Here is a 23,186-nt window from a genome sequence, read left to right on the forward strand (position 1 = left end):
GATAGATTGATCAGATGATCGTTTATATGCTTGTTAAATGTTTATTTAGATTAATTATAAACAGTGCAAATGTAAGAATAATCTTTTCCCTGACAAATCATTTGTTAAAAAATGTTATTTTCTTAAAACCTTTTTGTTCTTTTTGCTGTTTTATTCATGTTTTTCAATAAGTAGTAAATACGCTGGCACTTCCCCAAGGCCAGCGTGTTTTTTTTATTGTAGATCGGCTTAAATTATTTATGTTTGTTTTACAAATGTTTCAACTATGAACTTAAAGCCTTTAAAACAAACAGGACGTTTGGCTACTATAGCACTGACCGGACTTTTTGTCTTCTCTTGTAAAAAGGATACCCCTAAACCAGAGCCCGAACCCGAACCAGTGGAGCGTACCGAAGCGCAGCTGATCAAGGATGATATCTACAAGTATTATAAACTATATTCACTCTGGGACAAATCCATCCCTGATTATACCAGTGATCCTGCTCAATTTACCGATAAATATGGTTCAGCCGATTTGGTGCTCGATGCGCTGAAGAAGATGACACCAGCACATGCTGTCTATTCAAGTGGTGTATTGGATCGGTTTTCCTATATGTTGGGGCTCGATGGCTATAACACCGGAGCAACGGCTTCTGGTAGGCTTAAGATGGACAGCAATGATGGTTATGGCATCTATGTGCAACTGGGTACAGAAGATGGAAAAACGGCACAGCCCATTATTTATTTTGTAGAAGGCGGTTCTCCTGCTCAAAAGGCTGGTCTCAAACGGTCTGATTTTATTACAGCTGTCAACGGGGATTCCGATTACTCGATCGCTGTCACTTGTACAAATACCGGTTGTACCATCAATGATGCAAGTGCACGGGATAAAATGATGAACAAACTGAATACAGCGCTAGACGCAGGCACGCTCAAGCTGCAAGTTAAACATCAGGACGGAACAACGGCGACTGAAGATCTTACATACGCTAATGGTTACACCATTAACCCAATTTATAAAGATGAGGTCTACACCTACAATGGCAGTAGTGTAGGCTATTTGGCCCTGTCTTCGTTTGAAGAGATTAGCAGCAGTGCGACCAACAAAAAAAATATGGACGATGCCTTTACGAAGTTCCAAAATTCGAATATCAAAAGCCTGATTGTCGACCTGCGTTACAATGGTGGTGGCTACGTCGAATCTTCCGCCTATGTTGCCGATAAAATCGCAGGCACCATCGGCGCGGATAAGCGATTGATGTTGACCTATGACGTAAACGATTATATTAAAAATGATGCAAAGCTCAGCAAAGAATTTGCAAATACTTACTTCAGCGGGAGCAGTGGTCTCAATCTGACTAAAGTTTACTTTCTAGTGAGCGAAGGTACCGCCTCGGCAGCAGAGATGCTGATCAATGTGCTCAAACCACATCTGACCGTACAGGTGATCGCTTCGGGCACCCGAACGTATGGTAAGCCCGTTGGTTTCTTTGAAGAAGTGATTCGAAATAAAGTCTCCTTTTGGCCGGTATCCTTTATGCTGCGTAATTCCAAAGGGGTATCTGAGTATTGGGATGGGCTTACTCCAGATAAAAGCAATGTCGATGATTATGTTTTTGTTGACTTCGGTGATAAGAAGGAGACGATGCTGGCTACGGCATTGAATGATGCTTTACCCGGTATCACAGCGAAGGCCGCTTTAAGTACCGTGAGCAGCAAAAGCCGTCGAAGTATTAGCCAAGGGCAGGTCAACACCCGCCCCGAGCGTGGCATGTTTAAGAGACGCTAAACAAGCAAGCTCAACGCAAATGCCCCAAGTCATCTACGGAGAACTTGGGGCATTTTTTTATCCCTTTTTCGCCTTGTGTTCGTACTTGCTTCGGACAACGTTCGGGGCTGGTCGGTGCGTTTAGAAACGTTGTACATATACTGACCAGATAATTCCTGTTCGGGGTCTGGTCAAGGTCTGTTGCATATTGGGTCAACGTCTGTCCGTATTCGAAGCAGGTACGAACAAAGTACGAAGCTGATCCCTTTTATTCGTTTGGAAATAGAAATGAATGGGACAGTTCTGCTGCAGCAGCATCCGGTAAGCATTTTAGATAACCTACAGGAACCTGAACGACGATTTTTTCCAGGATGGTATTCATAGTTGAGAATAACTCCTTGTTCCATCGTATGGAGGTACAGCTAGGCAATACTGCGATGAAGCCTTTGAGACCAGTCTGCCATTCGAACTCGTTCATTGGAGCCTGCTGTAGGCGAACAAATCCCTGTAAGGGCAGCTGTTCGTTTTTATAACATGGGGTCTTACCGCTCCATGGAGTTCCATAAATTAACACCCCTTTATCGCTTATTCGAATGGCGGGATTATCGTCATTAAGTAGGACGGTATTTGGAATATGCTTTAACCAAAGGCGGCTATGTGTGCTTTTACCCGTACCGCTCTTGCCTAAAAAGGCGACAGCTTTGCCGTTATGGTTTGCGACAGAAGCATGGATCATGATGGTTTGGTGTAGTAGACTGGCCTGTCCAAAGATCATCATCGCCATCCAGGTAATGACACCGCTCTGTTCATCCGCTGTGCTTTCCGGAACATACAGTACAGACTGTTCAAAGTTTCGGTCACTTTGGAGATACCAGGCCGCATTGCCCTGCTCGTTGATAATTGTCGTGATAAAAGTATCCTCTTTTTCATAAAAGCGAAACCGGTCTCCCCATGCAATAGATTCGTCTGTGCGAAGTATCCCCATCTCCTCAGGTATCGGTGCTTTTGCTAAACTGATCGTGATGCTGATGTCCGTTTTCTCTGCGGGGTCTAGCCATTGGAAGTCCCGGAATGAAGGCAGAAGCTGTGCCAGGGGATAGCCTGTGGGATGATTAAATTCCAATACCAATTCCGCGATGCGGTAGCGTGTCTGGGATAATGTTAATAATTCTGGTATCTCCATAAATGCAATGTAAAAATGAAATTCCTCGTTAAGTATATTGATAAAATCGGCTGTATGAAGGCACAACAAATTCAGCCTACGGGCAAATTACAAAACAAAATCAAAAGTTTCATAAAAAGATCGTCTGATCAATTTGTTCCGCCATAGATTGTGACAGATTTTCTAAACTAATGGAATCATTTACTTTTCTTATCAGATAAAGTGGTGCTTTTTTTGAGCTTCTGTATTCTTCTTAATTCTTGAATGATACTAGAAGGGAGTATTTCGTATTTTTCTACAGCTTCTTCAATAAATAACCTACCTTCTAATATACTGGCCACTGCCATTTGAAGCCTTTCTTTGAAAGGGGGCTTCGCAGCGTTATGATCTTCTTTTTTGCGTTTACTCTGCATATTGATAATTTTAGGATAACATGTATCTTATGTTTTATTATTTTTTTTAAAAAGTCTTAAAGTTTCTTTTAAAGAAAATATGGCAACAAAAAAATAGTTCGAGTGAATTTGTATTGTTACGTTTAGATTGTTATGACTTCTTGATGAGAGGAATATTAATTTGGATATAATAGACTGGATAGCCACTAAGCTTTTGGCTACCCAGTCTTTTGATTTCGTTTTTAATTATTGACAACTTGTCTTACACAGCGAATATTTCTTCCCTCCATTTTATCCAAGTTAGGATAAGTTACATTTCCCCAGGAGAAAAGCCAAGCCAGTCGAGTAAAGGAAGATTTAACGGCATAGGCTGTGTTTGTATCGTAATTATTTGAAGTCCAATAATGGCATTCACCAGCAGCCAACGCACCCAGTAAAATACCAGCAGGGCTTCCAGATACAGAGCTACCACCTAGAGAGGATGCTTTGGTACGGTACCCTCCGAAGGACAGCGTGAGATTGTTGTCGTCATATGCTGCATTTGCTGGATTATCACTGTCACGGTTCCATAAATATGCATATTGTGCACCCCAAAGAAGCCCCAAAATTTCTTTTTTATCATCAGGTTGACCGATGGATTCCCATTCTTGTTTCGTAGACATTCGCCAGGTGCCAGCTGGATAGACAGAAAGACAAGGATCTGTGCTTCCGGAAGCACCTGTCGGGGTAGAAGATTTCCAGTTCCAAAATTCTGTATCTTTCGTAGCAGCGGTTGATCCACCGGGGTTCGATTTTAACCGGTAGCTGTCTGTGTGCGATGCATCATAGATCAAGTTTGATCGGGCCCATAATACGCCCTTTACTTTAACAGGCGATTCGATCAGTCGGATATTTACCGAGTAAGTGGATCCAATCGTTGGGGTATAGGCATTTGGGAAAGTGTAAGTATTTGCATTGAATGTACGTATGCGAGCATCGTCTAAGGTGACTTTTAAGGTGTTAAATTTAATCTTTAAGGTATTAGCTGCGATTGCATTGGTATTTAAGGTGAAAAAATTGGCAATTTTTACAGTTCCCGTGGGGTTGCCTATATCTTCGACCATCGCTGAAGCCAAGACTGCACTATTAACGTCAACCACATTTGTAAATTGTCCTGTTAATATATTAAAGTCGCCCATTTGCAAGACTGTCGTATTGCTGCTTCCTTTTACCAATGACATACTTGTGCTGTTCTCAATCGTGCCAAAAAGTCCACGGACGTTCAATTTTGCTTGAATACGTGAAGTCATCCGTTTGAATATGATGTCAAGGTAGTTTGCGCCATCGAGTGCGTTGAAACTGCCTGATGCATACAAAACATCTTTATTTTCAAGACTCGAACGTGCGATGATACCCGAGCTCGGAACATTAGGCATACTGCTATTTTTTTGATTCAAGGATACGGCATACCAGGTGTAGGGCTTGTATGCGACCAGCTCGATCTGCGGATTTACGCCAGAAGTAACTTCCTGATTATAGACTATTGTATTTGTATTGTCGTATATTACTAAGCGAAATTTTACGCCTGTATCCATAGTAGAAGCTGCAGCCTTTAATCCACTTGTAGCAGCCTTGCTGGCCGCATTTCCTACCGCCTGAATCGCAGTTGATGCTTGCTGTGCGGATACGCTTCCCTCTTCTGTATCGATCAGTGCGTCCACGTCACCCAGCGAGACAATGGACTGTGCAGACTTGCCTGCATTGCCATTCGCAGCAGCTTTTGTCGCAGCCACAGCCAGGTTGCTCGAAACAACCTCTTCAATACCTTTGACGCCTACATTTAATATGGCTCCTTTAACTGATGGGGTCTGCTCTTCCTTTGAAGAGCAGGAAACAAATGCCACCGCTATGCCAAGCATGAGCAGCGGTTTACATGTTTTAAATATTTTCTGTAATGACATAAGTGTTATTTTTCGTTTGAATAGATATGGTTTAACGCGATCGTTGATGCGATAATATGTTATATCGTTTTGCCGATATAACATATTATATATCAAAATCTTTGCTATTGTTTCCTTTATCGGTCCAATCCTCGACTTTAGGGTTGTTAGGTGTGGAAGAGCTTCCAGGATTAATTGTCCCTACGGAAGTTGCCGCAATACCCTGCTCCATGTCAATAGCCAAAATAGACAGGTTCGGAGCACAGTAAGGTTTACGTGTTAATTTTCTTTTCATTATTAAAAATTTAAAATGATCGTTAGCTTATCGCTCTGTAGTAAAATGGCCGTTATTTCTTACGAAAGTATTAATATGTTTTTATGGATAGTTGATAATCAATGTTTTTAATTATTTAAATAATCGATCGGCTACAAGTTGTAGCTAAATAGCTACAGCGAAATGGGGGTGTTTTGTTCGTTCAATAAGCAACTTTAACTATAATTACGTCTTTGAATTTAATTATCGTTAACCTCAATATGGATAGAGTTAATTAGAATTTGGCGCTTTAGGCTAGCGAGATGGTCAATTAAACATCGACGGTCTAATTAATTTTATTTATTAAACTATTTGCATGAGACACAAGAAAAAAATGTTTAAATAAAAATTATTCATTGAGCTTGTGTCGAAAGTTGGAGTGGATCTTCTTTTTGTAGCTGTTCGGCTACGAAGTAGTCGTGCGATTACTACAAAACTACTTGTAAATGAAATAAACCATACTGGTAATACCATTTTAATGCAAATTAGTATCGTCTATATTATTATGGGAACCCTAAGTTGCCACAAATAGAGCGAACTATTAAGCTAATCACAACCCAAATTGAAGATAGAAAATGGACTTGAAAATGGATTATAACGACTTATTTACGCTGATTAACTGTATTCTTTCAGTGGTGAACTTTATGTTGTTGATATTTTTTGTACTACGCTATAAGCAATCTCGGCAAAACCTTAATACGAGTTCTATTCCACTGGTTGACGAAAATGTTACGGACAACAGCAAAGAACCAGAGATAACATGTGTGAGAGACGAGCTCAAGCGCACAGAAGTTCTCATGAGTAAGGTGACGGAAGATCGCTTGGTTGAGCAGTTTGAGAAAGCGCAGGCCGCCAGGTTTTTCCTAAAAAAGGGCGTCAGTTTGCAAGACTTGGCTGATTTGTTGGGGACCAACCAGCGATATGTATCTTATATATTAAATCGTTATGTTGGACAGGATTTTAACAATTATATACAGCAGGCCCGCATTGAATATTTGATTCATTGTGTCGAGCGTGATCCGGACCTGCTTAACGTCAAATTTTCGGTTTTGGCCGAAAAGGCTGGGTTTTCAAGCATTAGCAAATTCTCTTCTGTATTCAAAGCGGTAAAGGGTATTCCGCCCTCGGAATATTTTCAACGTTTGCGCATGTCATTATAGTGGCTCACTGCACATTTAAAGACTTCTCTCTTCTTTACTGTAACTTTTAAAGTTTTATTCCCTCTAGCACATATTATTTCTATTTTTTCAAGAGTGAAAAATAGAAATCAATTTAAGTACTATATTCTTTTTATTATCCCTATTAATAGACTCAATTAAACGGAATCCGAACTATCAGATATCACAATATATGTCGTTATTCTATTTTACCAACGGGATAAAACGATGATATAGTTTCTCTTATTTAACCATACGTTATAGTGAGCGGAAATCCGTTCGCTAATCTAGTCCAGTCTGGTAAACTAAAAAATTATTCCGCAAGGAGCTTGTTTCTGTTTTGTGGCTTAAACGCTACATTGTGAGTGTGTTATGATTTATAGCTGTTTTAAAGGCTTACCACTGGCCGAAATTTGATTTCCATTAAAGGAAAAAATGTCTTTGCTAATAGGTAAATATATGTTTTAAATTTCTTCAATTCGATGTTTAAAGCGTGATTTCCTTTAAATTAAACCTTGTTCTCTTTATTTTTTTCTGAAAATGGAAAGCCAAAGACATTAGGCACCATAGCGTATTAAAAATTTGTTTTGGCCAATTTTGTTGCTGATAACAAAGCAATATTATCAACTATTATTAAACAACTATTTTGACCGAAGATGATTTTGAAAAAGACACTCTTAATGCTTTTAGCTGTCGCAGGTGCCAAGGTCGCCCTGTCCCAGCAAATTGATGTAAAGCCAGATACGGTAGTTTCCGTATCTAAAGATCGCTATCAGATCGAAACAAACCGCTTCTGGGACAACTGGTATATGAATGCCGGGGCTGGTGCGCAAATTTATTTTGGTGATCACGATAAGCAAATGAAATTTTCCGAACGGCTGACACCTAGTTTTGAATTCAACCTTGGCAAATGGTTCAGCCCAGGAATTGGAGTGAGGGCAGGTGTTACGGGCTTTAAAGTGAAGGGACTGACACAAAATGGAAGCCATTCCACCGGTGTTCAGTATACAGGAAAACCTTGGGACGGATATTGGCTATACAATCAGGAATTTAATTATTTCCACATCCATGGAGATGTATTATTCAATTTATCCAATATCTTCTCAGGCTACAAAGAAGATCGTTTTTATAATATCAGTCCTTACCTAGGACTGGGCTGGATGGTTACAAACGATGCCCCTTCTCAAAAAGAAGTAAGCGCCAACATTGGTATATACAACAGTTTTAGGCTCAGTGATGCCCTTGATCTAACATTTGACGTCCGCGGAGCCATGGTGAACGATCGATTTGATGGTGAAACCGGTAACCGTAGCCAAGACGGAAATTTGAGTGCTGCACTTGGACTTACGTACAAATTCAAAAAGCGGGGCTGGGAAAAACCGAGCGCTGTTGTGATCACTTATAGTGATGAACTTTTAAATAGTCTGCGCGAAAGGGTACGCAAGCTTTCTGAAGACAACGAATCGTTAAAAGCACAATTGGCATCATCGCAGGGCAAAACCATTACCGATATCCGGGTGGAGGAAAAAATATTGGCAGCACCTATACTCGTGACCTTCCCGATCAATCAAAGTGTTGTGAGCAATGAAGCCCGTGTCAACTTAGGCTTTTTTGCGAAAGTGATTCAGGCAGGGAATAAAAATATTACGTATAAAGTGACGGGATATGCCGATAAAGGGACAGGTACCAAAGCTATCAACGATCGTTTGAGCCGTGAGCGCGCCAAGGCTATTTATGATGTATTGGTGCAAGAGTTTCATGTGTCACCGCAGCAGCTTGAGCTGGGGCATGAAGGAGGTGTCGAGAATATGTACTATGATGATCCACGTCTAAGCCGCGCAGTCATTACCATAGCCAAATAATCTGTTTCCAAAGTAGCCTTTATCTATTCAAATGAAGTCAATCTATTTATATCTCGCTTGTATGCTTTCAATTTCCTTGTTCGCCTGTCAGGGCAATGGCCGTTATCCTGATGCGCAGCAGGGAAAATTGAAAGCTTCACCGTCGGCGTATGAATTTATAGACATTGAAGGTACAAGGCACCTGCTGAAAGATATTAGGGGAAAGTACAAGCTACTGTTATTTTATGATCCTGCTGCTGTGGAAAGTCAGCAGGAAATTGTTGCCATGAAGCAATCTGTGCCTTTGGCACATTTAATGGCATCGGGCAAGGTAAATGTGCTGGCTATCTGTGCCTCTGGCGATCTAAGTTTTTGGAGTACATATCAGAAGCATATTCCATCTCGGTGGATCAATGGATTCGATATCAAAGGGGAAACTCGTATGAAATCCTATTTTGGGATCAATTCCTTTCCTCGGCTGGTCTTATTGGATGATAAGAACGAGCTGGTTAAAATGGCGGTGAGTCATGATTCGCTGATTGCTCTCCTTGAAAAGTAGATATATAAAGAAAAGTAGATATAAACGGGCATTGACCTAGAATTTTTATACCAATAGATTTAGATAAACATGAACAGTTTGGAGTTGATGAAGTATGGGGCTGTGCTTTTGCCTTTTCTTTGTGCCATGCTATTGAGCTGGGGGATGCTCCCCTATATCTTGCTGATTTCTTACAGAAAACGTTTGTTCGATCCCGTAGATTCGCGAAAATTGCACCAGCATATCATCCCCAGGCTTGGGGGGGTAGCTTTTGCGCCTATTCAGTGCTGTATACTTGTCATCACTTTTGTCAGTCTGTATAAGCTCAATATCGGCAATGTCGATCTACAGGTAGCTTCTTGGATCATCCTGCCAAGTATGGCTTTATTAGTCTGTGGTCTTGTTATCCTATTTATGATCGGTATCGGCGACGACCTGATCGGGGTCAGTTACAAATGGAAATTTGTCGCCCAGATTATGGTAGGCTGCCTCCTGCCACTAAGTGGTGTATGGATTAACGACCTATATGGGTTGGGCTTTATTATTAGTATTCCGGCCTGGATAGGGATGCCATTTACGGTATTTGTTGTAGTACTGATTATCAATGCCATTAATCTGATTGATGGGATAGATGGTCTATGTTCCGGTGTGGTGACGATAGGGGTGGCTGTTTTGGGAATTCTTTTCTCCTATTATGGCGCTTGGCTTCATGCAATTTTTGCGTTTATCACCGTTGCCGTGCTACTTCCTTTCTTCTATTTCAATGTTTTTGGGACGGTAAGGCGCAGGCGGCGCATATTTATGGGGGATACCGGAAGTATGACGCTGGGGTTTTCCATTGCTTTTCTGGTGGTCAGTTTCGCTATGAACAATCATTTTATCAAACCTTTTTCGGAGGGAGCCATTGTGGTCGCTTTTTCGACCTTGATCGTGCCGGTACTGGATGTGGCTCGGGTGATGTTTGTACGTTGGCGTACTGGTAAGCCGATCTTTAAACCCGATCGCAATCACCTCCACCACAAGTTGCTACGGGCGGGATTGAGTCGCCATAGTGCTCTCATTTTTATCCTCCTGATGACGCTGCTTTTCTGTCTATTTAACACAGTGGCAGTACAGTACGTCAGTAACAACCTGGTTGTGCTGATCGATCTGCTCTTTTGGGGAGGCTTTCATTACCTGTTCAATTTACTGGAAAAAAGGCAGCTCATCGCCAGACTGCAATTATTTATCAATCTATAGCAAGTAAACATTAAAGATGAAAATAGCCCTAATTGGAGGGTCAGGTTTCTTGGGAACGAGACTGACCGAACTACTGCTTCATTCGACAGATCACGAAGTCGTGATTATAGATAAAGTAATAAGTGAAAAATACCCCAAGCTTACCCGAATCGGAAATGTGCTGGATCGGGATGCTTTGTGTGGTCTTCTTCAGGGGGTACACCAGGTGGTACTACTCGCGGCAGAGCACCGGGATGACGTTACCCCACTATCAAAATATTATGAGGTCAACGTCAAGGGGATGGAAAATACCCTGTACGCCATGGAAGCCAATGCCATTACGCGCATTGTATTTACAAGTTCTGTTGCCGTGTATGGATTAGGCAAAGAAAATCCGAATGAGGCTACGGCGGTAGCTCCTTTCAATGCCTATGGCGAGAGCAAGCTACAGGCCGAAAAAGTTCTGGAAAATTGGTACGGAACCCATGCTGATTGGAACATCCAGGTGATCCGGCCTACGGTAATTTTTGGCGAGGGCAATCGTGGCAATGTATATAACCTGTTGCAGCAGATCGCCTTCGGCCGATTTATGATGATCGGTAAAGGGAACAATCAAAAGTCCATGTCTTACATCGGCAATATTGTTGCTTTCATTGCCTATCTAATTGCGGAAGAATCCATTGGGTTCAATCTGTATAATTATGGCGATAAACCCGATTTGACCACCAATGATTTGGTGTATTATACAGGTAAAGTGTTAGGTAAAAATATTCCTACACTACGTATACCTTATTCACTTGGCCTCATGGGCGGCTACGTTTTTGATGCGCTGGCTTTTATTCTTCGCCGCAAGTTTGCGATTAGCTCCGTTCGTGTCCGCAAATTTTGTGCTGTCACGCAGTATGATTCTTCCAAAGCTATGGCGAGTGGATTTCAGCCACCATTTCTTTTGCAGGAGGGACTCCGTCGTACTCTTGAAAGCGATTTTTCAGCTTACATAAAAATCAACAGCCAAATTGCGAGTTATGAAAACAGTTAACCTGATCTATTGGGACGGGAAAAATTTTGGGGATGCGCTGAGCCCCCGATTGATCGAAGAGTTGACAGGTCTTCCCGTGCAGTACAAAAGCTGGGATCCTTCCGCAATTGACCGTTTAAAGAACTTATGTAGGAAGTTTCTCCGTTTTCGTTTTTCGGGCGTTCGCAGCATTCTTTGGCCTTCTCAATCATCCTTGATTGCGGTAGGATCAGTCATTCGGTGGGGGAATAGTAAATCATCGGTTTGGGGCGCGGGGTTTATGAATGCCGACGATCCTTTTGGAGGGGGACACATTTATGCCGTTCGCGGAAAATATACCAGTCAAAAGCTGGAGGCCATGGGCTTTCCTCCTTGTACAACCTTCGGTGATCCAGCCTTGTTGCTTCCCCTTTGGATTCGTGGCAAGGAAAGAAAAACGAAGCAGCTCGGTGTTATTCCGCATTGGAAAGAGGTGGATGCTTTTCGGGAAAAGTTTGGACCGGATACTAATCTGATTGACTTCCGCACGGTCGATGTTGAGCGTATTGTCCACGAGATTACAGACTGCGCGTATATTCTTTCATCTTCCTTGCACGGCCTTATTGTAGCCCATGCCTATGGGATACCGGCATTGTGGATCAAAATGGGCTATATCGATACCGACGGATTTAAGTTTGACGATTACTTTAGCTCTGTTGGTATCCCTTCCTATCAGGGATTTGAGCAGCTGGATGACATTTTGGTCAATGAAGAGGGGTGGATGAGCTTGTTTGCGTCCCATTGGGACAAGGCGAACTGCCAAGCAGATCTTGAGGATCTGCAGCGCCGGCTTTTAGCTGCTTTCCCTCTTCCTTTACAACCAAAGTATCAGGCACTAACCAAGCAATTGGCTTAATTACCGATTTCAGATGGAGTTAAAAAAACAAGTCGCGAAAGGAGCAATCTGGGTATTTATGGACCAATTTGGAGTACAGCTAGTCTCATTTGTGGTCAACCTGGTATTGGCGCGCCTGCTTATGCCGGCAGATTTCGGGACGATTGCTTTATTCAATGTGGTCATTAATATTTCATCCGTCTTGATCAACGGGGGAATGAGTAGCAGCTTGGTACGTACACAATCGGTAGATGAACGCGATTTATCCACCGTTTTCTGGTTCAACATGGCTACGACAGCTTTATTGTACCTGATTGTATTTATAGCCGCTCCCTGGATTGGGGAGTTCTATAAGCTACCCATCCTGGCGCCTATCATTCGTGTCTATAGTATTGTGCTGATCATCGATAGCTTTGTGCATGTGCAAGCCGTTCTTTTTGATAAAAAATTGGATTTTAAGACCACCTTCAAAGTTCGTCTGCCTTCAGTTATTGCCGGAGGAATTGCCGGTATTTGCTTTGCGCTGGCAGGAATGGGGGTCTGGGCATTGGTTTATTCCGCCTTGCTTCAAAATCTCCTATATACCCTTCAATACTGGTTTTACAGTGACTGGCGGCCTACGTTTACATTTGACCGGGAAAAATTTAACTATCATTTTGCTTTCGGATTTAGGCTTACGCTTTCTGCGTTGCTCAATGTGATTTTCAATAATGTGTATTCCATTGTGATCGGAAAGCGATTTTCGGAAACAACGTTGGGCTATTATAACCGGGCAGAGTCGCTGAAAAACCTACCTATCAATAATATTTCGACAGCATTGAACAAAGTTACCTATCCCTTATTTGCCAAGTTTAGCACAGATAATCAGCAATTACGCCATGCCTACAGGCGTGTTCTCAAGTTGGTGATTTTTATTATTGCGCCTACGATCTCGCTGATGGTTATTGCGGCCGAACCTATTATCCGGCTCTTGCTTGGTGCGAAATGGTTGCCGGCTGTCCCTTATTTTCAGCTGATGGCATTGGGTGCACTTTTTCAGCCTATTCATAACTATAATCTAAACGTATTGCAGGTCAAAGGCCGTTCAGACCTTTATCTAAAGCTCGAAATCATTAAAAAAATATGTATCGTGATTGCTGTTGTACTGGGCTTAAGGTATGGGGTGTACGGTTTAATATGGGGGCAGGTTGCCGTTTCTGTTGCTTCCCTATGTATCAATACCCATTATACAGCCAGATTTCTCGATTATTCAATGCGCCAACAGCTGTATGATCTGCTCCCTAGTATTTTCATATCCTGTGCACTTGGATTCGCCGTATGGTGGGGTACTTCGCTGCTTCCGTATGAGCTTACGGATGTGATGGAAGCGCTGCTGGTTTTGTCCACATATATCGTAGGATTTGCGACGATATGCTGGCTTATTCAACTCGAGGAATTCCGATTTTTTAGCGGCGTACTCAACAGTGCATGGAAAAAAATATCAAGTTACAAATAATAGCGACCTAAATGATGATGAAGTCGATCGTAAAAACAGCCTGGAGTATGCTCCGTGAACAGAAGATATTGCGAAGACACCGTAAGGTTGCCGCTTTTTGGGATCAGATGATCGCGCGGGAGCAGGCAGGTCAGCTCGAATATTTTCCACTTCAGCCAAAAAAAGATCTGCCTGTAAATAAAGTCATCTGGCAATATTGGGGGCAAGGTATACAGCCGGATCGACTGCCGGATGTAGTCAAAATCTGCTTTCAGTCGGTCGATACCTACCGGGCTGATTATACCGTCATCCGTCTAGATGATCATACTTTGGCAGACTATCTCGATATACCCGATTTTATATGGTCAAAAAGAAAGGCGGATATTATCAGTCGGACTTTTTTTTCGGACATTATCCGGCTGGCGCTATTGTATGTCTATGGCGGTGTGTGGCTCGACGCCACAATTTTGTTGACCGATCAGTTGCCCGATCAATTGTGTGAACAGGACTATTTCGTCTACCAGAGAGATGTGCAGGAACCCTATGCCGACTATTGGAAAAATAGCTATGCCTACTACTGGGGCTGGCATGAAGACTATAAAGTAAAAATGCTCAACAGTATTATTTTCGCAAAGAAAGGCTATGCCCTGCTCGGCCAGCTGTGTCATCTGCTTTTCAATTACTGGAAAGCGGCAGATGGCGCGCTCGACTACTTCTTTTTTCAGATCTTGCACGAGCAGCTGCTGCCCGTTGAAAAATCTTCGGAGCAGTGCCTTCGTATCAGTGATGTTGAACCCCATCTTTTACAGAATAAGCTGTCCGGAGGCAATTACCCAGTCGCTTACACTGATATTTTTTTGCGAACCAGCATCCACAAGTTGACTTATTTTCCCGATGCTACCATCGCTCATCTCAAGGAGATCCTGAGCCAGACTAAAGCGGAAACTCCCGCTGGAAAGGATACGGGTATATAATATGGACAGCTTAAAACATGCTTACCTCATTATGGCGCATACCGAGTTTGAGGTTCTCCATAAGCTTCTGTTGTTTCTGGATGATAAACGTAACGACATATACATCCATTTTGATAAAAAAGTAGCACAGTTGCCCAAGCTGGCAACGAACCATGCGACGCTATACCTCCTGAAAGAACGTGTCGACGTGCGTTGGGGGGACGTTTCTGTGGTGGCGGCAGAATATCAGCTTTTTGAAGCCGCTGCAAAGCAGCAGAAATACGCCTACTACCATTTATTGTCAGGTGTCGATCTTCCACTTAAAAGTCAGGACGAGATTCATGCTTTTTTTGCTGCACATCAAGGACAGGAATTTATCGGTTTCCAGCAAGGGGATTGTGAAAAGGAGATCGACCGAAAAGTACGGCGGCTACATCTGTACCCCAGCAGATTTAGAGCAGGTAAGGGAATTTTTGCCTATTGGTATCGTGCTGTACGTGCCCTTAGTTTACGCTTTCAATGCCTGTTTGGCCTCCGTCGCAATCGATATGTAGACTTCAAGAAAGGAACCCAATGGGTCAGCCTGACCGACGCATTCGTCCGCTATGTATTGGCCCACAAAAGTGCGGTGCTCAAGATGTATCAAAACACCTTCTGCAGCGACGAAATCTTTATACAGACACTCTGCTGGAATTCTAGTTTTCGGTTGAAGCGGCATCATACGGATAGCGAATATCACGATTGCCAGCGTATGATCGGCTGGCACAAGGGCCAATTGATCGAATGGACCAGCGCTGATTTTAATCGCCTGATTGCTTCAGATCTATTGTTTGCCCGCAAGTTCAGCAGGAGGGATATGGAACTTGTCGAACGGATAGTTGAACAGGTGCGTGATAAACAGGTTTCCACTTCAAATTAACCTTATGAATATACTACGACGCTGCTACTTAACAATTAGATACAGGCTCTTCAGGTTGTTATTGCCCTTTCCAAAAATTCATACCAATGAAGAGACGCTGGATAAGCTGCTCCATTCCAATCTTTCGATGGCCCGATTTGGCGATGGCGAATTCCATATGATCAATCAGACCGAACACCTGGGTTTTCAGGATATCGATGACAGGCTATCCCAGCGACTCCGTGCTATTCTGAGCAGCAGCAGTGCGGGTTGTATGATCTGTATCCCCTTTGGCTTACGCTCGGTGAAGCATCTTAATGCGCAGGGCAGTTTTTTCTGGCGGCAATTTGTGGTGTTTCATTACCGAAAATATATTCCCTATCTGAATTATTCCAGACCCTATTACGATGCCTGTGTGACCCGTCCTTATATCGATTGGCTGGATAAGACCCATAGCGGCAGCTTTTTTTCCAGGCTCAAGGGACTCTGGCAAGAGAAGAATATCTTAATTGTGGAAGGTGAAAGGAGCCGCCTTGGCGTGGGGAACGATCTGTTTTCAGGGGCAGCGTCGATAGGCCGTATAATTACCTTGGCTCAGCATGCCTTTACTTGTTATGATGCCTTGCTTTCGGAGACAAGTCGTCTGGCAGAAGCCTACGACCTTGTGCTCCTGGCGCTTGGCCCTACGGCGACAGTACTCGCTTATGATCTTTCCCAGTTAGGGCTGCGTGCCCTGGATATTGGGCATGTGGATATCGAGTACGAGTGGTTTCTGCAGAAAGCATCCAAAAAAGTGGCCATCCCTGGCAAATATGTCAATGAGGTGAAGGGGGGCGACCGGCAAGAGGATCGGGCAGATCAACAGTATGAGCAGGAGATTGTAAGCCGAATTTTTACACCTTAATCCATCAAAAGCGAAATGAAGAGTTTACCCTTAGTCAGCATTATCACCCCGGTCTACAACGCACAGGAGACCCTCGAACGGACTTTAGTGTCACTCCGTCGGCAGACCTATGGACATATTGAATTTATCTGTGTCAACGATGCCAGTGCAGATCTCAGCTTAGCGATGCTACAGGTATTTGCCGATGCGGTGGGCGCACAAGATGGTTTTTCGGCCAAAATTATTTCCCATACTAAAAATAAGGGGGTTTCTGAAGCCCGTAATACGGGGCTCAAATATGCTTCAGGCGAGTTTATTCTCTATGTCGATGCAGATGACAGTCTGGAACCCGATGCGGTGGAAAGCTGTGTGCAGGAAGCACAGCGTAGTCAGGCAGACATCGTGTACTTTCAGTGGTGCCTTGTTTTTGAAAAAAGTGAGCGTACGATGCTGCAGCCTTATTGTGCAAGTCCTTTGGAAGCTATACAAGCCATGTTGGCCGGACGTATGCGCTGGAATCTTTGGTTATTCATGGTGCGGCGATCGCTGTATGAAGATCATGCTATCCGTTTTATACCGGGAGCCAATATGGGTGAAGATCTCTTAGTGACGCTAAAACTATTTGTCCATGCTGCGCGCATTAGTTTGCTGGACCGCATATTGTACCATTACCGGCAGGATAATGCTGGGTCAATTAGCAAAACTTTCTCGATGCAGCATATGCGGGAGGTTGAAACTAATATCTTGGAGGTCGAGCGCTATCTTCGGGAGAGTAAATATGCACTAGAAATAGGTCTTGGGATCGACTTTCTAAAATTGACGATCAAATTGCCATTGCTCGTCACGGGGCAAAAAGCTGACTATATCCGCTGGACCAATTGGTTTAGCAATTCCGACCGCTATATTCTCCAAAATCGCGCAGCCTCGCTGCATACGCGCCTGTTGCAATGGCTCGCTTCCAAAAGGCAATACTGGGCGGTGCGGGTTTATTACCTGCTTGTACTTCGTGTCATCTATGGTGTCATCTATAAATAACGCTATGATAAAGGTACTTATGATCTGTTTTGTTGGCCTGTTGGTGAGTTGCTATTTTTTCTCTTTCGGCTTTACATTTTTGCCGCCGGCTGTCAATACCAAAATTATTTTGGCTGGTATCGGTGCTCCACTGCTGTTTATACAGCTTTTTCGCTCGCAACGGGTCGAAATAAGCCGACAGCTTTTTACCGCGACCGTGGTAGCTATTGTTTTTTCGCTGGTTTGTTATATTGCAACTGACCTCAACCGCACAGACGATTTTGCATATGCCACCTATTACCTGAGTTTTGCAATATGGCTTCTTGCCGGTTATACGGTAGTTTTTGTGATCCGTCAGGTACATGGGTATATTAACTTTCATATCCTCACTTACTATCTCGCCGCTGTTTGTCTCGCGCAGTGTATTCTGGCGATATGGATCGATAGCTCACCGGCCGTGCAATCGCTGGTGGATCGCTACATCGAGCAGGGGCAGGCCTTCGCTCAGGAGGTCGACCGCCTTTATGGCATCGGTGCCTCCTTAGACAATGCCGGCGTGCGGTTCTCACTGGTGTTGATCATGCTTTCCGCATTGTTTACACGAGACCTCTTTCAAAAAAGGACCATGTTGCTGACGGTCATCTTGTTGATTCTCTTCTTTGCCATCTTAATTCTGGGCAACATCATTGCGCGGACCACTTCCATTGGCGGCGTGATGGGACTGCTGTCCATATTTTTCACCACAGGACTCTTCCATCGCATTATCCGTGTGGAGTTTGTCCGGTTTTTTACTGTTCTTTCTATCCTTATGCTGGTTTCCATTCTTGTGGCCATGTACTTTTATACACATAATGAGCTTTTCCGGGGTTATATGCGCTTTGCTTTCGAAGGTTTTTTCAATTATTACGAGACCGGGGAGTTTCGTACCGATTCGACGGACAAATTGAGCACTAACATGTGGGTTTGGCCCAAAGATACCCGCACCTGGCTGATTGGCACAGGCCTTTTTGATGGCTGGATCTTTAATACCGACATTGGCTATTGTCGTTTTGTACTCTATTGTGGCATTGCCGGATTCGGTGTCTTTGCCAGTTTTTTTATCTTCAATGCTTTATCATTCCTGTCCAGATATAAACGTTATAAACTTTTGTTTATTTCGTTATTGGCTTTCTCTTTTGTCATCTGGTTTAAGGTCTCCACCGATATATTTCTGATTTATGCCCTGTTTTATTGTGTTGAAGGCGTGCAGGGCTCTTTGTTCACTTCCAAATCTAGTGTCGAAAATGAAAATAGTCTACTCAATCTTGGGAACGTATAATGCCGGGGGCATGGAACGCGTACTGGCCAATAAGGCCAATTATCTGGCTAAACTGGGGCACGAACTAACGATTGTAACGACAGATCAGAAAGTGCGCGAGCCTAATTTTGAGCTGCATCCGCAAATACGGCAGGTCGATCTTGGTATCAATTATACCGATGATGATGGTCTGGGGATTTTTCGCAAAATGCTCTCCTATAAGCGTCGACAACGTATTCACCGGGAGCGGCTTGAAGCATTCCTTATGCAGGTAAAGGCCGATATTGTGATCTCTATGTTTGACCACGACGTCAGTTTTATGCACGAACTCAAGAAGGATGGGAGCAAGAAAGTTCTGGAAATTCACTTTTCAAGGTTTAAACGCTTGCAGTACGATCGGAAGGGGCTCTGGAAAATAGTGAATACATGGCGGACAGCACAGGATCTGGCATTGGCGAGGAAATATGACCACTTTGTGGTACTTACCCATGAAGACCTGACTTATTGGAAAGGCTTAAAAAATAGTGTTGTTATTCCCAATGCACAGACCTTTTCACCGCCACAGCGGGCTGCTCTTATTGAAAGGCGCGCTATTGCTGTCGGGCGGTTTGATTATCAGAAAGGATTTGACCAGCTTATTTCGATCTGGAATGTTATCCATGCGAGATGCCCCGACTGGAAGCTCGACATCTACGGACAGGGCCCTTTGAAAGAAGCAATGGAAGCCCAGATTCATGAGTTGGGATTGGAACAGCAGATTTTGCTTCACGCACCGGTCAAGAATATTATGGATGCCTATATGCGAAGCTCGCTGGCTTTGATGAGCTCCCGCTACGAAGGCTTGCCGATGGCCTTACTTGAGGCGCAGGCCTGCGGTCTGCCCATGATCTCCTATGCCTGTAAGTGTGGACCACGTGATATTATCAAACCGGGCAAGAATGGATTTTTGATTGCCGAAGGTGATCAGGAGGATTTTGCCGATAAGGCATGCCGGCTGATGGAAAATCAGCAACGGAGGCAGCAGATGGGACAGGCGGCATGGGAAATGGCCGAAAGTTTTGATGAAGAACGGATTATGCGGCAGTGGATTTTGTTATTTGAGCGCTTAATGAAAGGAGAGAAACGATGAGAAAGACGATTGTTATCTCAGCGGTAAATCTCGTGGAAGCCGGACCATTGGCCATACTCAGGGAATGCTTGGCCTGCCTGTCCGTCATGGCAGTAACAGGTAATTATCGGGTGATTGCTTTAGTATATAAGCAATCACTGGCCGATTTTCCAAATATTGAATATATCGAAACGCAGTGGCCAAAAAAACGCTGGGTCAACCGCCTATGGTACGAATATGTGTCGATGCGGTCCATATCCAGACAGATCGGGCCCGTTTACCTCTGGTTTTCGCTCCACGATACCAGTCCGTCGGTCGTCGCCGAACGGCGGGCCGTATATTGCCATAATGCGTTCCCTTTTTATCGCTGGAAGCTGCACGATCTGCTCTTTGCCCCGAAGATTGTACTGTTTGCGCTTTTTAGCAAATATATTTACCGGCCCAATATCCAGCACAACAATTATTTGGTTGTACAGCAGCAGTGGTTGCGGGAGGCATTTCTTCGGCTATTTGCTATTCCCACGGCTAAAATTATTGTTGCTCCAGCCAGAGTTACCGCCAAAGCTGTGTCGGTTCTAGAAAAAGAGGAAAAGCCGGGATTTTATTCCTTTGTGTTTGCTGGATCACCAAATAGTCACAAGAACTTTGAAGTGATCTGCCAGGCGGCAGCACTGCTCGAACAGCAGGGCCTTGTGCCCTTTAAAGTACATCTAACCGTGAAGGGCGATGAAAATAAATATGCACAGTGGCTTCATCGCAAATGGGGGCATCTGCAATCGCTTCATTTTATGGGCTTCGTCACCCGTAAACAGCTTGAAGATTACTATGCCAGTAGCGACTGTCTTATTTTTCCTTCAAAAACGGAGTCCTGGGGATTGCCCATTACGGAGTTTTCCGCTTATGGCAAGCCTATGTTACTAGCCGATTTGCCCTATGCGCATGACACTGCTGCGGGGAGTTCGTCTGTGTCTTTTTTTGACCCCGACGATCCGAAAGCTTTAGCTACACAAATGGGCGCACTTATAGGCGGAGACGCGTCTTTCTTGCATGCAGTGGCAAAGGGAAAACTGATTGAACCCTTTGTCTTAAACTGGACCGATCTATTTCATAAGCTCTTACAATAGCGCTATTAATAAACTGTTAAACGCAATAATTTGATGAAGATATTACAACTGGGAAAATTTTATCCGATACGCGGTGGCGTGGAAAAAGTGATGTACGATTTGATGCTGGGACTATCCGAGGCCGGGGTCTATTGTGACATGCTCTGTGCATCGACCGAAGATCATCCCGCGGCTGAAATACAGCTAAACCCCTGTGCCAAAATATTTGTCGTCCGTACCTCGGTCAAAATTGCCGGTACCATGTTAGCTCCTGCGATGATTGGCAAACTAAAGAAGATTGCTGCTCAATATGATATTATTCACATTCATCATCCCGATCCCATGGCCAGTCTGGCGCTATACCTATCGGGCTATCGGGGGCGTGTTATTTTACATTGGCATTCGGATATTTTAAAGCAGAAAAACCTGCTTAAATTATATAAGCCACTGCAAAGCTGGCTGATCAAAAGGGCCGATCAGATTGTCGGTACCACACCGGTATATGTTGAGCAATCGCCTTTCTTACAAGATGTGGGGGCTAAAATTGACTATATACCGATCGGCGTAAATCCGATGGAATATGATACGACGGCTGTTTCGGCGCTAAAAAAACGTTATCCCAACAAGAAAATTATCTTTTCGCTGGGCCGGCTTGTGGAATACAAAGGTTACGCCTATCTAATCCAGGCGATGCAACAGCTAGACGCGCATTATCACCTCATTATTGGCGGGAAGGGCCCGCTGGAGCAGCAACTCGTCCAGCTTATCGCGGAGCTGAATCTGCAGGAGCGGATCAGTATGGTGGGGTTTGTGGCCGATGATGAAATTCCTACCTATTTTGGCGCTGCCGATATTTTTTGCCTGAGCTCTATCTGGAAAACCGAGGCATTTGCTATAGTACAGATCGAGGCCATGTCATGTGGCATACCCGTCGTTTCTACGGATATACCGGGTTCTGGCGTGAGCTGGGTCAACCAAGATCAGGTATCGGGTTTGGTCGTTGCGCCGGAGAATGCAACAGCTTTGGCTCAGGCCATCCAGCAGATCGGATCCGATTCCAGCTTTTATCAAACGTGTGCCAAAGGAAGTCGAAAAAGATATCATGATCATTTTACGCGAGATAAAATGATCGCAGAGTGCAGGAGGGTATATGGAAAGTACTAGAATTCAGGGAGCCTTCTTTTTTCTTTTACGTTGTGGACTTTGGGGAAAGAAACAGAGTGCGTATGAAAAGGAGCTTTTTCCCTTATCCGAGGCGGAATGGGATGTGCTTTATCGCCGGGCGAACGAGCAGACTGTTCAAGGGATTGTTTATGATGGACTGCTCTGCCTAGAAAAAAACAATCTGCCACCACGGCAGCTGCAGCTAAAATGGTCGGTACAGATCGACCGGATCGAACGCAGCTATCACCGCAACAATAGCATGATTGCCCAGCAGCATGCTTTTTTTACAAAGCGGCAGCTCCGGCCTTTGCTTTTAAAAGGGCAGGGTGTAGCGGCTAGCTATCGGCTACCACAGCATCGTGTCTGTGGCGATATCGATTGGTATTTTGAATCAAGGCGTCAGTGTACACTTGCCGGTCTTCACCTGATCAAAAATAGCATACCCCGGATTGATGCTGGGGGGCAGGTTTATCGTTGGGCTGATACTGAAATGGATCTGCATGACCGTCTTTTTGATTTCTACAATCCTTTTAGCAAGGCGGTATTGAAACGGTATAGGGTCGATTTTCCGGATACCACACTTACGATTGCTGGTCAGCAGGTCGCTATATTGGCACCACAGGTTCAGATTATTCAGGTGACTGCACATATCCTCAAGCATTCACTTGCTTTTGGGGTCGGCCTTCGTCAGTTCTGCGACCTGGCGGCACTTTATCACAGTTACAGGCACCTGTTGGATGGGGCGCGTTTAGAAAAGCTTTACCGCCGGATTGGCCTATTGCGCTGGATTGCTCCGGTACATCAGTTTCTGGTGCATGAACTTGGCTTAGCGACAGAGAAGCTACCTTTTCTTTCCCCTCCTACCGCATCTAGAATGGATATCCTCCAGGATGTCTGGGACAGCGGCAACTTTGGCTTTTATGATGAAGCTTATGTGCAACGTGTTGACGGAGTTTCTGTTGCACGTAAGAATCGGACCGAAGCATTGCTGAGGCGTATTGTACGCTATTTCCCTTATGCTCCTAAGGAGGCTTTTTGGTTCCCTATTATTCATTTTTTTTACCAGCGGGGCCTATAAATTTAGAAGCGCTCATGCAGTCCAAACATTTAAAA

General features: G+C 44.0%; 21 protein-coding genes. 17 read left to right on the forward strand and 4 right to left on the reverse strand.

Annotated elements, in window-relative coordinates:
- The first annotated feature begins 265 nt into the window (after positions 1 to 265).
- Positions 266 to 1,768 (forward strand): S41 family peptidase, encoded by a 1,503-nt coding sequence (locus tag AB1Z56_RS21250; protein WP_426790055.1) that lies wholly within the window; start codon positions 266 to 268, stop codon positions 1,766 to 1,768.
- Positions 1,769 to 2,015: 247 nt separating this feature from the next.
- Here the strand turns inward: AB1Z56_RS21250 and AB1Z56_RS21255 are convergent, their stop codons facing one another.
- The 4 genes from AB1Z56_RS21255 to AB1Z56_RS21270 form a co-directional block, all read right to left on the reverse strand.
- The gene (locus AB1Z56_RS21255; RefSeq protein ID WP_426790056.1) at positions 2,016 to 2,930 is read right to left on the reverse strand and encodes a hypothetical protein; all 915 of its coding nucleotides are present in this window, start codon (positions 2,928 to 2,930) and stop codon (positions 2,016 to 2,018) included.
- Between the two features lie 176 nt (positions 2,931 to 3,106).
- Positions 3,107 to 3,322: a hypothetical protein gene (locus AB1Z56_RS21260; protein WP_172840626.1), complete on the reverse strand. Its 216-nt coding sequence runs from the start codon at positions 3,320 to 3,322 to the stop codon at positions 3,107 to 3,109.
- Between the two features lie 221 nt (positions 3,323 to 3,543).
- On the reverse strand, positions 3,544 to 5,241 hold the full coding sequence (locus tag AB1Z56_RS21265; RefSeq protein WP_426790057.1) for a hypothetical protein: 1,698 nt from the start codon (positions 5,239 to 5,241) through the stop codon (positions 3,544 to 3,546).
- Between the two features lie 85 nt (positions 5,242 to 5,326).
- Positions 5,327 to 5,515 (reverse strand): hypothetical protein, encoded by a 189-nt coding sequence (locus tag AB1Z56_RS21270; RefSeq protein WP_367329681.1) that lies wholly within the window; start codon positions 5,513 to 5,515, stop codon positions 5,327 to 5,329.
- A 593-nt stretch (positions 5,516 to 6,108) separates the two neighbouring features.
- Between AB1Z56_RS21270 and AB1Z56_RS21275 the strand changes: the two genes are divergently transcribed.
- The 16 genes from AB1Z56_RS21275 (at position 6,109) to AB1Z56_RS21350 (ending at position 23,151) form a co-directional block, all read left to right on the forward strand.
- Positions 6,109 to 6,693: a helix-turn-helix domain-containing protein gene (locus AB1Z56_RS21275; protein ID WP_426790058.1), complete on the forward strand. Its 585-nt coding sequence runs from the start codon at positions 6,109 to 6,111 to the stop codon at positions 6,691 to 6,693.
- Positions 6,694 to 7,346: 653 nt separating this feature from the next.
- On the forward strand, positions 7,347 to 8,552 hold the full coding sequence (locus AB1Z56_RS21280) for an OmpA family protein (protein WP_426790059.1): 1,206 nt from the start codon (positions 7,347 to 7,349) through the stop codon (positions 8,550 to 8,552).
- Between the two features lie 31 nt (positions 8,553 to 8,583).
- Positions 8,584 to 9,090 (forward strand): thioredoxin family protein, encoded by a 507-nt coding sequence (locus AB1Z56_RS21285; protein ID WP_426790060.1) that lies wholly within the window; start codon positions 8,584 to 8,586, stop codon positions 9,088 to 9,090.
- A 69-nt stretch (positions 9,091 to 9,159) separates the two neighbouring features.
- Entirely contained in the window at positions 9,160 to 10,308 is a 1,149-nt protein-coding gene (locus AB1Z56_RS21290; RefSeq protein WP_426790061.1) for an MraY family glycosyltransferase, read from the forward strand.
- Positions 10,309 to 10,324: 16 nt separating this feature from the next.
- Positions 10,325 to 11,326, forward strand: coding sequence for an NAD-dependent epimerase/dehydratase family protein (locus tag AB1Z56_RS21295; RefSeq protein ID WP_426790062.1), 1,002 nt, complete (start codon positions 10,325 to 10,327; stop codon positions 11,324 to 11,326).
- Complete coding sequence (locus tag AB1Z56_RS21300; RefSeq protein WP_426790063.1) at positions 11,313 to 12,200, forward strand: polysaccharide pyruvyl transferase family protein; 888 nt, start codon at positions 11,313 to 11,315, stop codon at positions 12,198 to 12,200. Before AB1Z56_RS21295 ends, AB1Z56_RS21300 begins: the two co-directional genes overlap by 14 nt.
- A gap of 13 nt (positions 12,201 to 12,213) precedes the next feature.
- The gene (locus AB1Z56_RS21305) at positions 12,214 to 13,674 is read left to right on the forward strand and encodes a lipopolysaccharide biosynthesis protein (RefSeq protein WP_426790064.1); all 1,461 of its coding nucleotides are present in this window, start codon (positions 12,214 to 12,216) and stop codon (positions 13,672 to 13,674) included.
- Positions 13,675 to 13,685: 11 nt separating this feature from the next.
- Positions 13,686 to 14,627 carry a capsular polysaccharide synthesis protein gene (locus AB1Z56_RS21310; RefSeq protein ID WP_426790065.1) on the forward strand — a complete coding sequence of 314 codons (942 nt, stop codon included), beginning with the start codon at positions 13,686 to 13,688 and terminating at the stop codon, positions 14,625 to 14,627.
- Position 14,628: 1 nt separating this feature from the next.
- Positions 14,629 to 15,525 carry a beta-1,6-N-acetylglucosaminyltransferase gene (locus AB1Z56_RS21315; protein ID WP_426790066.1) on the forward strand — a complete coding sequence of 299 codons (897 nt, stop codon included), beginning with the start codon at positions 14,629 to 14,631 and terminating at the stop codon, positions 15,523 to 15,525.
- Positions 15,526 to 15,529: 4 nt separating this feature from the next.
- Positions 15,530 to 16,408: a GT-D fold domain-containing glycosyltransferase gene (locus AB1Z56_RS21320; RefSeq protein WP_426790067.1), complete on the forward strand. Its 879-nt coding sequence runs from the start codon at positions 15,530 to 15,532 to the stop codon at positions 16,406 to 16,408.
- 15 nt (positions 16,409 to 16,423) lie between these two features.
- Complete coding sequence (locus AB1Z56_RS21325; protein ID WP_426790068.1) at positions 16,424 to 17,422, forward strand: glycosyltransferase family 2 protein; 999 nt, start codon at positions 16,424 to 16,426, stop codon at positions 17,420 to 17,422.
- 4 nt (positions 17,423 to 17,426) lie between these two features.
- Positions 17,427 to 18,719, forward strand: a complete 1,293-nt coding sequence (locus AB1Z56_RS21330; RefSeq protein ID WP_426790069.1) for a hypothetical protein — start codon at positions 17,427 to 17,429, stop codon at positions 18,717 to 18,719.
- A complete protein-coding gene (locus AB1Z56_RS21335) occupies positions 18,685 to 19,827 on the forward strand; it encodes a glycosyltransferase family 4 protein (RefSeq protein ID WP_426790070.1) in 1,143 nt (380 codons plus the stop codon). Before AB1Z56_RS21330 ends, AB1Z56_RS21335 begins: the two co-directional genes overlap by 35 nt.
- Positions 19,824 to 20,930 carry a glycosyltransferase family 4 protein gene (locus AB1Z56_RS21340; RefSeq protein WP_426790071.1) on the forward strand — a complete coding sequence of 369 codons (1,107 nt, stop codon included), beginning with the start codon at positions 19,824 to 19,826 and terminating at the stop codon, positions 20,928 to 20,930. The genes AB1Z56_RS21335 and AB1Z56_RS21340 overlap by 4 nt, the downstream gene beginning before the upstream one ends.
- 33 nt (positions 20,931 to 20,963) lie before the next feature.
- Positions 20,964 to 22,073 (forward strand): glycosyltransferase, encoded by a 1,110-nt coding sequence (locus AB1Z56_RS21345; protein ID WP_426790072.1) that lies wholly within the window; start codon positions 20,964 to 20,966, stop codon positions 22,071 to 22,073.
- Complete coding sequence (locus AB1Z56_RS21350) at positions 22,060 to 23,151, forward strand: nucleotidyltransferase family protein (protein ID WP_426790073.1); 1,092 nt, start codon at positions 22,060 to 22,062, stop codon at positions 23,149 to 23,151. Before AB1Z56_RS21345 ends, AB1Z56_RS21350 begins: the two co-directional genes overlap by 14 nt.
- The last annotated feature ends 35 nt before the right edge of the window (positions 23,152 to 23,186 follow it).

Origin of the sequence: Sphingobacterium sp. WOUb80 (assembly GCF_050058145.1) — a bacterium.
Classification (GTDB): domain Bacteria; phylum Bacteroidota; class Bacteroidia; order Sphingobacteriales; family Sphingobacteriaceae; genus Sphingobacterium.

Excerpts from the sequence above, each read along its gene's own strand:
- AB1Z56_RS21250 (WP_426790055.1), top strand. The coding sequence starts at position 266 with ATGAACTTAAAGCCTTTAAAACAAACAGGACGTTTGGCTACTATAGCA.
- AB1Z56_RS21255 (WP_426790056.1), bottom strand. The coding sequence starts at position 2,930 with ATGGAGATACCAGAATTATTAACATTATCCCAGACACGCTACCGCATC.
- AB1Z56_RS21260 (WP_172840626.1), bottom strand. The coding sequence starts at position 3,322 with ATGCAGAGTAAACGCAAAAAAGAAGATCATAACGCTGCGAAGCCCCCT.
- AB1Z56_RS21265 (WP_426790057.1), bottom strand. The coding sequence starts at position 5,241 with ATGTCATTACAGAAAATATTTAAAACATGTAAACCGCTGCTCATGCTT.
- AB1Z56_RS21270 (WP_367329681.1), bottom strand. The coding sequence starts at position 5,515 with ATGAAAAGAAAATTAACACGTAAACCTTACTGTGCTCCGAACCTGTCT.
- AB1Z56_RS21275 (WP_426790058.1), top strand. The coding sequence starts at position 6,109 with ATGGACTTGAAAATGGATTATAACGACTTATTTACGCTGATTAACTGT.
- AB1Z56_RS21280 (WP_426790059.1), top strand. The coding sequence starts at position 7,347 with ATGATTTTGAAAAAGACACTCTTAATGCTTTTAGCTGTCGCAGGTGCC.
- AB1Z56_RS21285 (WP_426790060.1), top strand. The coding sequence starts at position 8,584 with ATGAAGTCAATCTATTTATATCTCGCTTGTATGCTTTCAATTTCCTTG.
- AB1Z56_RS21290 (WP_426790061.1), top strand. The coding sequence starts at position 9,160 with ATGAACAGTTTGGAGTTGATGAAGTATGGGGCTGTGCTTTTGCCTTTT.
- AB1Z56_RS21295 (WP_426790062.1), top strand. The coding sequence starts at position 10,325 with ATGAAAATAGCCCTAATTGGAGGGTCAGGTTTCTTGGGAACGAGACTG.
- AB1Z56_RS21300 (WP_426790063.1), top strand. The coding sequence starts at position 11,313 with ATGAAAACAGTTAACCTGATCTATTGGGACGGGAAAAATTTTGGGGAT.
- AB1Z56_RS21305 (WP_426790064.1), top strand. The coding sequence starts at position 12,214 with ATGGAGTTAAAAAAACAAGTCGCGAAAGGAGCAATCTGGGTATTTATG.
- AB1Z56_RS21310 (WP_426790065.1), top strand. The coding sequence starts at position 13,686 with ATGATGATGAAGTCGATCGTAAAAACAGCCTGGAGTATGCTCCGTGAA.
- AB1Z56_RS21315 (WP_426790066.1), top strand. The coding sequence starts at position 14,629 with ATGGACAGCTTAAAACATGCTTACCTCATTATGGCGCATACCGAGTTT.
- AB1Z56_RS21320 (WP_426790067.1), top strand. The coding sequence starts at position 15,530 with ATGAATATACTACGACGCTGCTACTTAACAATTAGATACAGGCTCTTC.
- AB1Z56_RS21325 (WP_426790068.1), top strand. The coding sequence starts at position 16,424 with ATGAAGAGTTTACCCTTAGTCAGCATTATCACCCCGGTCTACAACGCA.
- AB1Z56_RS21330 (WP_426790069.1), top strand. The coding sequence starts at position 17,427 with ATGATAAAGGTACTTATGATCTGTTTTGTTGGCCTGTTGGTGAGTTGC.
- AB1Z56_RS21335 (WP_426790070.1), top strand. The coding sequence starts at position 18,685 with ATGAAAATAGTCTACTCAATCTTGGGAACGTATAATGCCGGGGGCATG.
- AB1Z56_RS21340 (WP_426790071.1), top strand. The coding sequence starts at position 19,824 with ATGAGAAAGACGATTGTTATCTCAGCGGTAAATCTCGTGGAAGCCGGA.
- AB1Z56_RS21345 (WP_426790072.1), top strand. The coding sequence starts at position 20,964 with ATGAAGATATTACAACTGGGAAAATTTTATCCGATACGCGGTGGCGTG.
- AB1Z56_RS21350 (WP_426790073.1), top strand. The coding sequence starts at position 22,060 with ATGGAAAGTACTAGAATTCAGGGAGCCTTCTTTTTTCTTTTACGTTGT.